The sequence below is a fragment of the Mesorhizobium sp. M7A.F.Ca.CA.004.06.1.1 genome (assembly GCF_003999135.1).
Lineage (GTDB): Bacteria > Pseudomonadota > Alphaproteobacteria > Rhizobiales > Rhizobiaceae > Mesorhizobium.
The window spans coordinates 1-10527 of the sequence record NZ_RZPQ01000128.1 but is presented as its reverse complement, the minus strand read 5'-3'; the positions used below and the strand labels follow the sequence as shown (position 1 = coordinate 10527).

Genomic DNA, 10527 nt, shown 5'->3' with positions numbered 1-10527 from the left:
GTGCAGCGGACCCTGATCCGCCCGCCGTCGTCGCGCCTTGGACCGATAACGGCAGCCGAGCGACAAAAGCTGATCCAGGAGAGCCCCGTCGTCGGCCAGTACGATCAGGCCGTCGATCGCGAATCGGCTTTCGAAATGCTGCAAAAAAAAGCCAAGGACGCGCAGGATGCCGAAGAGCAGGCCCAGCAGGCCGGCAGCGGCGGCTCGCGCTGGACCATTCCGGGCTTCGGCAATGACGATCCCGCGCCGCAATCCGGTGGCAGGCGCACATCTGCACCGCGCCCGTCCAACCGCCAGACGGTGGCCGAGGCGGCGATCAAGTCGGTGGTGCGCTCGGTTGGCTCGTCGGTCGGCCGGGCAATCGTGCGCGGGATATTGGGGAGTCTGTCGAGGGGCAGGTAAGGAGCGGCAGCTATGCGCCACCCGTCGCGCGAGTAGAACCCCCGTTGCTCAGCGCGGTTCCTGGCGAGCCTCGCCACTGTCCGTAGACTTTATTTATCCCGGATCAGCTCAGAGAAATGGTGCAGATAAATCTGCCAGTCACCATTGATTCTTGAAACAACGAACGAAGTCCTGACCCTATTTTTTACGACAGAGCCGTCACGATAGTAATTAACGATATCGCCAAACCCTTGCGCCGCGAACAGACCTCGACTCAACGATCTCGTATTCTGGTCGACAAGCGTTAAATTCACTTTTTCTAGTATGAGTTGATAGCTTCCAAAATACTCCTCTATTTCAGATCGTCCGACGTACAACCTAGGCAGTAGACCGAAAAAAAGAGCGTCCTGCGTATAAATCTGGGAGAGCAATTTCTTATCCCATGGCGCGGAGGCCTCGTTCCAGCGCTGCTGGATTTGATCGAGAGCAGCCTTGTGCATCTGGTAAATACTCTCGTGCAACCCGCCACGCGTACCGCGCCGCCTTGTTGAGGCGGTCCGCGCGCGCAACTGATTTTGAAGGACCATTTTGGTTTTTAGCGGTGCGGCCGGCGATCTTCAGCCGGCCGCATATTTCAGCGGAACCTAGTCATAGTATTCCGCCGGAGCTTTCTTGAACTTCTTCCAGGTTTCCATGTCGTGGCCTGGCACGACAATCGCGTTTTCTTTCTCGGCGATGCGCCGCAGCCTTCTGACGGAAGCAGCGGCTTCCTGCGCGGACGTCAGCGCGCCGGGCAGGCATTTCTCTTCCCAGTGATCCATCGTGTAAGCGGCGTCGATTGCGAGAAGGATCGAACCGGTGTTGGGCAGCCGTACCATGATGGACTGGTGGCCGGGGGTGTGTCCCGGAGACAGGAATGTCTGCACGCTGCCATCGCCGAAGACATCATACTGGTCCTCGCCCTCCATCACGTCCCAGTTGATGCCATCCTTGGTCAGATCCTTCTTGATATAGCCGCCTTGCATGAACCAGTCGGCGGCGAACGCCCATGCAATCTCCCGCCGCTGCACAAGATGGCGGGCTTTTGGGAAATTGCCGCAGGCGCCGGAGTGATCGAGATGCAAATGCGAATGCAGCACGAACTTGATATCGTCGGGCTTCATTCCGATCTTGCCGAGTTGGTTCACGCAGCCCTCTTCGGGATCCATGATAGGATAGTATTTCTTTGTGGTGTCGCCCCACCAGCCAACCGGATCACGCGCTGCTTCAACCGCTGTGCCGCCGTCGATAACGATGTTTCCCTTGGGATGGACGATTAGGTACCAGGGGATTGGGGTGAAGAACTCGTCCTGGCTGTAGCCAAGCTTGATATCGACCTCCTTCTGTCGAATCTGCCCAGTCTGGAACATGTAGAGCCTGATATCCGTGCTCATCTGCTTTCCTCTTCTGTTGAACGGGTGACGTGCGGCGGCGACGCCGTGTGTCGCGACTTGCCGCTCAGGGTGACGGCCAGAAGGTCGTCATATGTCCAGCTCTTTTTCGGTGCCTCCGCGACGCAGTTGCCGTCATGAATGACCATGATCCGATCGGCGAGCGCGAGCATTTCGTTCAGGGACGACGAAATGAGCAGGACTGCGGCGCCATCGCGGGCAAGTTGCAGTATGATATCGTAGATTTCCTTGATCGCACCGACATCGACGCCGTTGGTCGGCTCCACGATGATATAGACGGTGGCTTTCGCACTCATCCATTTGCCGATGACCAGCTTCTGTTGATTGCCACCGGAGAAGAAGCGCACCTGCGTGGAGGAAGCGCGTGGGCGCACCGCAAGCTGGTCCAGCACGGCTTCTGCATATCTTTTCATGGTGCCGGGCCGGATCATCAAAAAATGTTGCAGCGAATGCAGGACCGGCAGGCAGATGTTTTCGGCAGCCGAGAGTGCGGGAAAAAGGGCTTGTTTGCGCCGGTCCTCGGGGATCAGCGCGATGCCTGAACGACGTGCAGCGATCGGGGTGGCCAGATTGACCGCTTTGCCCCGCACCTTTGCCGTGCCGGAATGCCGGCTGATGCCGCCAAGCGCCCGTGCGACATCTTCCATCCCGCCGCCAACGGGACCGGTGAAGCCCAGCACCTCTCCGGCTTGCATCTTGAAGCTGAGGGGCGCCAACTGCGCCGTGCCGAGGCCAGCAACCTCAACCAGGACTTCTGGACGGACGCTGTTGCCATCATTGTAGGTCGCAAGCTCAGAGCGGCTGCGGTCCACCATGAGTTCAGTAACGCGGTCTTCGGTGACCTCGCCACGATTAAGGGTTCCGGAAACAAGTCCCCCTCGAAGGATCGTGGCGCGGTCGCAGATCTGCTGGACCTCTCGAAGGCGATGGGAGATGTAAACGATGGCTATCCCCTGCGCTTTGAAGCCATCGACGATCCGAAAAAGAACTTCCGATTCCGCTGCCGAAAGGCGAGCTGTCGGCTCATCAAGAACGATCAGTTTGTAGCGCCGATGGAACAAGGTCGCCAAGGTGACGAGTTGCATCTCGGCTGCGGACAGTGCGCCGGCAAGCCGCCGCACGTCGAGCTCGATGCCCATTTGCGACAGAATCTCCGCAGCTTCGTCATGGATCGCCCGGTCGCTTATACCGATCCTCCCGGGCTCATTGCCGAGAAGGATATTTTGCCCAACCGTGAAGCTGGATACCAGTTCTGCGTCCTGATAGACCGCTCCGAGGCCCAGCCGATGGGCTTCCGGCGGGCTGGAAACCCTGACCGGTGACCCTTCAAGGAAAATCTCACCGGCGCTCGGGGCATAGACACCCGTCAAGATTTTGATGAGGGTCGACTTGCCCGCACCGTTTTCACCAAGCAGGCCGTGCACCTCGCCGCGCAGAAAGCTAAGGCTCACGCCCTTCAACGCTTTGGTGCCGGCGAACTCCTTCTCGAGATTCTTCAGTTCAACCAGTGGTGTCGCGTTCATCGCCGTCACCTCAGATAAACTTGAGATGGACTTCTTCACGGTTGAGAAGCGCATTTGCTCCAACCGCGACGATGAGCACCAGTCCCTGGAAGATGTGGCGGGCGGCAAAGGGGAAGCCGACCATATTCATCCCGGAATCCACCATATACAGGAAAAAGACGCCAACGAGAGTGCCAAACAGATGTGGCTTGCCCTTTCCAAGCACGGTTGCGCCAAGGAACACCGCGGCGAAGGCCTCGAGGAGGTAGCCCTCGCCACCGACCGGTTGCGCCGAGGATGAGATAGCGGTCACGATCACGCCCGCAATCCCCGACATCAATGCCGAAAGCACGAATGCGAGGATGACCCATCGATAAACGTTGATCCCGGAGTAGAACGCCGCCATCGGATTGTCGCCGACCGCCGCGATGTAGTGGCCGATCCGTGTCCGCGCTGCGGCGATGAGGGCTACGATGAACACCGCTACCAGGATGATTACGGGCACGCCGACGATTCCGAGCTTACCCTGGCCGAGATAAAGGAATGCGGTTTCGTCGTAGCTAACAGGGACCTGATAACCGCCCGTGATAAAAACGTTGATCCCATCGAGCACGAACATCACACCAAGCGTGACGACAATGCCCGATAGCCGTCCATAGGTCACCAGAAGCCCGTTCACCACACCGATCAGGCATGCGGCAAGCAGAGCAAACACGATTGCAAGCCAAGGGCCGGTGATAGGGATCAGAAAGGCGACGAGGATTGATGACGTCGTCACTGTGAGACCGATCGAAAGGTCAAAGCTCCCCGCGGTCACGACCCAGGTCAATCCCATAGAGACCAACGCACTGACGATCATCGAAAAGAGGATGTTGTTCAAGTTGGAAGCGGTGGCGAAGTAGGGCGAGGCTATGGAAAATCCAACGGCGGCCACGACCAGGACGATGATTGTTCCCCATTGCCTGAGAAACCGCATGACGGCGGGTTCGCGTCTTCCCGCTGGCACTGCGTTGACGGCAGTACCCTTGGCTGTGTTCGCCTTGGCAAGGCTTTCCTGCTCCACATGCGTCACTTTTTAGATTCCAGTCGTTCGTTGATCAGATGCAAGGGTACGGTTCAGTGCCCACGCGATTGCCGTCACCAAATGGATTGGGTCCCGGCACCCTTCGGCACGAGTCGCATTCTGCTGAAAGCGGGGCATACGGCGGCAACGCTCTGCTCGCCGTATGCCAGTTCGCGTCTAGCCGCCGTACTGTTTCAGCAGGGCGATTGCCTGCTCGTCCCAGCTTTTGAGTTCGGCGAGGGCCTCGCTCGCCTGATCCGGCGTCTTGGTGATCACGGGGATGCGGTAGACGATATTTGGCACGTCCTCGCCTCGCGCGAGCTTAACCGCGAGTTCGCCGGTCTTGCGGCCGATTTCAGGGAAGGGCGAGTCGCAGCTGAAGACCACCGGCACCTGCTTGGCCGCCCAGGCTTCAAGGAACTGGGTCGACAGGTAGTGATTGAACAGCGGAACGTCGTCCCTGTTCATCTGTTTCAGCGCCTGCGCCGCGCCGAGCGTGAATGGCCACCACCACGAGATGAAGGCCGCAAGCGAACCAGGCTCCGGATGGGCCTGCAAAAGCGACAGCATGTTCTTACGGCCGACCGAAATCTCATCGGTCGTGCCCTGGCCGCCGTCGATGAAGGGCAGCACCTTCATGCGCGGCTCGTAGCGGCACATGAGTTCGAACATGTCCACTTCCATGTCGAACGGCGTGAAATAACCACGCTGTTCCGCGGTCTGGGCGAAGGTGCCCTGGCGGCCGGTATAGTTCTGAACGAAGTAGCCGAGCGTGGTCGCAGTTCCCCAGACATCGTCCATGACGGCCGGTGAATTCTTGACCGGAATGGTGAAGCCGACCGTCTTGATGCCTCTCTTGTGCGCCTCGTCCGCAATATAGGCGGTTTCGGATTCTTGCGAGTAGATCCCCATCACAAGCGCGTCGATCCCGCGGTCGAGCAGCGCCCGCTCGGCGGACTGTTCGCTTGGCTTTGTCGGCTCGCCGCGAATCGTGACGACCTCGCCTCCGGCATCGAGCACCGCCTTGACGATCTGCCAGCAGCCACGGCGCCACGGCTGATTGAACGGCCCGTAGGTCAGCGGGACGCCAATGCGCACCTTCTTGCCGGCAGCGGGCGGCGTTATTTCCTCGGCGCTGGCAAGTATCGATGTGCTTGCAAGCGCTGCGCCGCCGATCAGACCGCCCACACTCTTCAGAAGAGTCCGGCGATTGAAATCGGTGTATTCGGTGGCCTCTTGTGCAAGCCGGCGTAACCGTTGCGGATCATCAAAAATATTCATGCGCTTCCTCCCGTTTCTCTATCCGTTCTTGCGAAGACCCGACCGGTCACCTCAGCGACTGAGCGTTCTCACGCTTCGGACCGTTGCCGACACGACATCCCAGCGTTCGCGCACCAGCAAGGCGTTGGTACCGCATGCCGCAGTTGCCAATGAACCATATTGCCAGGTTGCCTGACAAGTTAAATCTGCTACTCTGACAAAAGAAAATTCGCGGCAGCGTGGGTACAACAGAGCCACAACGGCTTAGATGTGCCGTCCGAAAGCGACGATGGTTGGAGCACCGTATGGTTTATGATGAAAAGGTTAGACGAGGACCTTCACTTGCCGATTCCGTAGCCTCGAGGATCAGGAGTGACATCACTTCGGGCGCACACGCCAAGGGCGACAAGCTGCCAACGGAGCACGAGCTATCGGAAAAATATGGTGTGAGCCGGCCGATCGTCAGGGAAGCAATCGGCATCCTCAAACGCGATGGACTCGTTGCAACCCGGCAGGGTCTAGGGGCGTTCGTAATCGAGACGAAGGAGATGGCGTTTCGATTGGCCGGTGTTGATCTGACCGATGCATTGGATGTTGAAAACATCATCGAGCTTCTGATGGCGGTGGAATCGGCTGCAACAGCTTTGGCTGCCGAACGGCGCTCAGCAAAGCAGCTTGCGGCGATTGAAATGCAATTGCATGCCATCCAGCGGGCGTTCGACAACGATGAAGCCGGCGTTGAGGAGGATATGGCCTTTCACAGAGAGATCGTCGATGCCTGCGGCAATCCGCATTTCAAGGAAATGTCCAATTTCCTGGAGTCGCATGTACGGAATTTTATCCGAAAGGCTCGCGCCAGTTCGCTGCGAAATGCCCTACTCTCCCAAGTTCAGGAAGAGCATATCGCCATATTCAACGCGATCGCGGAGGGGAATCCACAAGAGGCTCGCAAAGCTGCGGAAAAGCACCTTCGAGGAGCTGCAAATCGACTGTCCTTGCATCTGGGACTGAAGTGAGCCCGTTCCCCTAAAGTGCGCTCCCCAGGGAGATCAGGGTGTGAACGTCCTGCACGGCGCGACGGCAATCTCTGCATGGTCCATGAAGGTTGCTACATTGGCGCCCGCTGAGGAACAGCTAAAGCTCCTCAGGGGGCAAACCTCGTCACGCCCCCGCAGATCAGAAGATCGAATTGGTGATCGCCTTGACCGGTCCAAGCAGCACCGATCCGTCCGGCACGCCGGCGTCGATCGGAATCGCCTGCCGGTTGGCCGTCGCCACCATGGGTTGGCTGGCGTCGCTGGTCACGACGACCGGAGTCTTCGAGGGCACGCGATCATAGAGGTCGATAATGTCCTGGTTCATCAGACGCACGCAGCCTGACGAGACCGACTTGCCGATCGACCGCCACTCAGGCGAGCCGTGCAGACGATAGAGCGTGTCGACATTGCCCTGGAACAGATAGAGCGCGCGTGCGCCGAGCGGGTTCTTCAGGCCGCCGGGCATGCCGCCATTGTCGGCGCTATAGGGCTTCAATTCCGGCTGACGGGCGATCATTTCGTCCGGCGGCGTCCACTTCGGCCATTTCTGCTTCCACTGAACGACGGCGTCGCCAGACCATTCGAAGCCGGCACGGCCAAGGCCGACACCGTAGCGTATCGCCTGACCGCCTGGACGAACCAGATAAAGGAAGTGGCCGGTGGTATCGACGACTATGGTTCCCGGCTTCTGTCCCGTCGGGTCGGGAACGATCTGACGCAGGAACTGCGGATCGATCTTGTCGACGGGGATGGCCGGCAAGTCGAAGCCGCCGTCGCTGACAGCGGCGTACATCGTCACATAATCGGCCAGAGGCGGCTCGACATAGGTTGGTGGCGGCGGCTCGACCGGACCCGGCCCGGTGGTAGCGCATGCGGAAACCGCGATCGAAGCGGCGCCCAGGGCTGCGGCGTTGAGAAAGCCGCGACGGCTCAGGCGAAAAGATTCGATTTCGGTAATGGACATGGTTGCCTTCTTTAAGTCTCAAATCGCAACAAAACGTGAATTCGCCGACAGTTGCGCGGGTGCCTGACAACACCTGGGGCGATAGGCGGTTCCGATTCTGGCCCGAACGTGGGCAAACAAAGGCGAAGCTGTGACCAGGCTGCTACTGTGGCGCCAGAGACACAGGTTTCCTAGCTGCCGGGCACAAGGGCTTCGAGCGACGGCAGGATAAGGGCCGGTGGGAAATCCCGGTATTCTTCGGGCTGGTCGGAGCGGTTGATCCACACCGTGCGAAAACCGAATTTGGTGGCGCCAGCAATGTCCCAGCGATTGGACGACTGAAAGGAAACCGCGCCGGGGTAGAGGCGCCAGCCGGTGGCGACCATATCGTAGACCGCCGGGTCGGTCTTGAAGCGCCGCACCCTATCGACGGAATAGATGTCATCCAGAACCTGGTCGAGCGCGGCGGATTTGACCGCCGCCTGCAGCATTTCGGGCGAGCCGTTGGACAGGATCGCCAGCCTCGCTCCCGAAGCCTTGAGCGCCTTGAGCACGGCCGGCACTTCCGGATAGCAATCCAGCCGCCAGTAGGCATCCAGCAATATCGCCTTGAGACCGGGGTCGGCCGAGGGAACTTTGCGCAAGGCGAAATCGAGCGCCTGTTCGGTCAGTTGCCAGAAATCGGCATAGGCGCCCATCAGCGTGCGCACCCAGGAATATTCGAGCTGCTTGGCGCGCCAGATCTCGGACAACAATTGGCCGTCCGGCCCGATCCGGTCGGCATGACGACGCACGGCGGCATGCACGTCGAACAGCGTGCCATAGGCGTCGAAGACATAGGCGGCGTATTGCATGACAACAGTTTTGAGGGCAGGTGCGACAAGGTGCAAGCTTTGATTGCATTGCGCCCCGGCACTGGCCTCAACAAAACTCCATGATGCCGGTTGACGGCGCCCGCCAAAGCATCTTCCAATGGCCGTCACACGAGACCGATTGAGGCGGGACCACACGATGACACTGGCGGCTGCGGCGCAATCCGCGACATGGACTTTCGTCGATGGTGATTGGCACGAGGGCAACGTCGCCATTCTGGGGCCGCGCAGCCACGCCATGTGGCTCGGCACCAGCGTGTTCGACGGTGGCCGCTGGTTCGAAGGCGTGGCGCCGGATCTCGACCTCCATGCCGCCAGGGTGAATTCTTCGGCGATCGCACTCGGCCTGAAGCCGAACATGAGCGCCGACAAGATCGTCGGGCTGACATGGGACGGGTTGAAGAAGTTCGACGGCAAGACGGCGGTCTATATCAGGCCGATGTACTGGGCCGAGCATGGCGGCTATATGGGCGTCCCGGCCGATCCGGCGTCTACCCGCTTTTGCCTTTGCCTCTATGAATCGCCGATGATTCCGGCGACTGGCTTTTCGGTGACCGTGTCGCCGTTCCGGCGTCCGACCATCGAAACCATGCCGACCAACGCCAAGGCCGGCTGCCTTTACCCCAACAACGGCCGGGCCATTCTCGAAGCCAAGATGCGCGGCTTCGACAACGCAATGGTGCTCGACATGCTGGGCAACGTTGCCGAGACCGGGACCTCGAACATCTTCCTGGTCAAGGACGGTCATGTCTTTACACCGGCGCCGAACGGCACCTTCCTGTCCGGCATCACCCGCTCGCGCACGATAACGCTGCTTGGCGAGTATGGGTTCAAGACCACGGAAAAGACGCTGTCGGTGCGCGATTTCCTCGAAGCGGACGAAATTTTTTCGACCGGGAACCATTCCAAGGTCGTGCCGGTCACGCGTATCGAGGATCGCAATCTGCAACCCGGGCCGGTGGCCAAAAAGGCGCGCGAACTCTATTGGGATTGGGCGCATTCGACTTCCGCTGCTTGAGCGGATAAAAAGGCGACCGACGCTTCATCCGGAGTTGTCCCAATCCATTCCAGACCTATCTTACTCCGGTGTCGACACCGGATTTTTCCACGAGGGAGTACTATCCATGGCCTTTGAATTGCCCGCTCTGCCTTACGACTATGAGGCCTTGCAGCCTTACATGTCGAAAGAGACGCTGGAATATCACCACGACAAGCACCACAAGGCGTATGTCGATAACGGAAACAAGCTCGCCGCCGAGGCAGGCTTGGGTGATCTGTCGGTCGAAGAGGTGGTCAAGCAGTCGTTCGGCAAGAATGCCGGCCTCTTCAACAATGCCGCCCAGCACTACAACCATATCCATTTCTGGAAGTGGATGAAGAAAGGCGGCGGCGGCAACAAGCTGCCGGGCGCCCTGCAGAAGGCAGTTGATAGCGATCTCGGTGGCTATGACAAGTTCAAGGCCGACTTCATTGCCGCCGGCACGACCCAGTTCGGTTCCGGCTGGGCCTGGGTTTCCGTCAAGGATGGCAAGCTGGCGATCTCGAAGACGCCGAACGGCGAGAACCCGCTCGTCCATGGCGCGTCGCCGATCCTCGGGGTCGATGTCTGGGAGCATTCCTATTACATCGACTATCGCAACGCCCGGCCGAAATATCTCGAGGCGTTCGTCGACAGCCTGATCAACTGGGACCATGTCCTTGAATTGTACGAAAAGGCGAAGTGATCGATTTCCAGGAAGCCCCGGTATCACCCGGGGCTTTTCTTTTTCAGTGTCCCATAAAAAGCAAAGATCTGGCAAAAGTCGTCCGGGGAGGGAATTTTCCTCCTACGGCATCCGTTAACGTCCTGTCCCGAAATGCCTTCATCATGGAGCCAATTGAATGAGAAAGCTTGTTATCGCCATCTCTATGCTCGCACTCGCGGCCTCGGCGGCTTTTGCCGACCCGGTCCTCGACCGGCAGGCACTGATGAAGGAACGTGGAAAGATCGTCGGCGGCCTGTCGAAAGTTGTCAAGGG

The 10527-nt window shown here is 59.1% G+C and carries 11 protein-coding genes and 1 pseudogene; 5 read left to right on the top strand and 7 right to left on the bottom strand.

Going from position 1 to position 10527, the window contains the following annotated elements:
- Positions 1 to 402, top strand: a 402-nt coding sequence (locus EN906_RS10810) for a helicase HerA-like domain-containing protein (RefSeq protein WP_127375169.1), incomplete at its 5' end; no start/stop codon positions are given.
- An 89-nt stretch (positions 403 to 491) separates the two neighbouring features.
- Here EN906_RS10810 and EN906_RS10805 read toward each other — a convergent pair.
- From EN906_RS10805 to EN906_RS10785, 5 genes are all read right to left on the bottom strand, one after another.
- Positions 492 to 968: a nuclear transport factor 2 family protein gene (locus tag EN906_RS10805; RefSeq protein ID WP_236382862.1), complete on the bottom strand. Its 477-nt coding sequence runs from the start codon at positions 966 to 968 to the stop codon at positions 492 to 494.
- 57 nt (positions 969 to 1025) lie between these two features.
- Complete coding sequence (gene attM, locus EN906_RS10800) at positions 1026 to 1814, bottom strand: N-acyl homoserine lactonase AttM (RefSeq protein ID WP_127268346.1); 789 nt, start codon at positions 1812 to 1814, stop codon at positions 1026 to 1028.
- On the bottom strand, positions 1811 to 3409 hold the full coding sequence (locus EN906_RS10795) for a sugar ABC transporter ATP-binding protein (protein WP_236382864.1): 1599 nt from the start codon (positions 3407 to 3409) through the stop codon (positions 1811 to 1813). Before EN906_RS10795 ends, attM begins: the two co-directional genes overlap by 4 nt.
- A complete protein-coding gene (locus tag EN906_RS10790) occupies positions 3366 to 4406 on the bottom strand; it encodes an ABC transporter permease (protein ID WP_236382866.1) in 1041 nt (346 codons plus the stop codon). The genes EN906_RS10795 and EN906_RS10790 overlap by 44 nt, the downstream gene beginning before the upstream one ends.
- 168 nt (positions 4407 to 4574) lie before the next feature.
- A complete protein-coding gene (locus EN906_RS10785) occupies positions 4575 to 5678 on the bottom strand; it encodes a substrate-binding domain-containing protein (RefSeq protein WP_127269964.1) in 1104 nt (367 codons plus the stop codon).
- A gap of 284 nt (positions 5679 to 5962) precedes the next feature.
- Here EN906_RS10785 and EN906_RS10780 point away from each other — a divergent pair, with 284 nt between their 5' ends.
- On the top strand, positions 5963 to 6673 hold the full coding sequence (locus tag EN906_RS10780; protein ID WP_127269962.1) for a FadR/GntR family transcriptional regulator: 711 nt from the start codon (positions 5963 to 5965) through the stop codon (positions 6671 to 6673).
- 160 nt (positions 6674 to 6833) lie between these two features.
- Here EN906_RS10780 and EN906_RS10775 read toward each other — a convergent pair whose 3' ends face one another.
- Together EN906_RS10775 and EN906_RS10770 are read right to left on the bottom strand one after the other, a co-directional pair.
- A complete protein-coding gene (locus EN906_RS10775) occupies positions 6834 to 7658 on the bottom strand; it encodes a L,D-transpeptidase (protein WP_127269960.1) in 825 nt (274 codons plus the stop codon).
- Between the two features lie 170 nt (positions 7659 to 7828).
- Positions 7829 to 8491, bottom strand: coding sequence for a haloacid dehalogenase type II (locus EN906_RS10770; RefSeq protein ID WP_127269958.1), 663 nt, complete (start codon positions 8489 to 8491; stop codon positions 7829 to 7831).
- A gap of 157 nt (positions 8492 to 8648) precedes the next feature.
- On the opposite strand from EN906_RS10770, the gene EN906_RS10765 reads away from it, so the two are divergent.
- The 3 genes and pseudogenes from EN906_RS10765 to EN906_RS38960 all read left to right on the top strand — a co-directional run.
- Positions 8649 to 9527 carry a branched-chain amino acid aminotransferase gene (locus EN906_RS10765; protein WP_127269956.1) on the top strand — a complete coding sequence of 293 codons (879 nt, stop codon included), beginning with the start codon at positions 8649 to 8651 and terminating at the stop codon, positions 9525 to 9527.
- 106 nt (positions 9528 to 9633) lie between these two features.
- The gene (locus tag EN906_RS10760; protein ID WP_013532667.1) at positions 9634 to 10233 is read left to right on the top strand and encodes a superoxide dismutase; all 600 of its coding nucleotides are present in this window, start codon (positions 9634 to 9636) and stop codon (positions 10231 to 10233) included.
- A gap of 157 nt (positions 10234 to 10390) precedes the next feature.
- Positions 10391 to 10527 (top strand): annotated as a pseudogene (locus EN906_RS38960) (cytochrome C556); the annotation flags it as partial.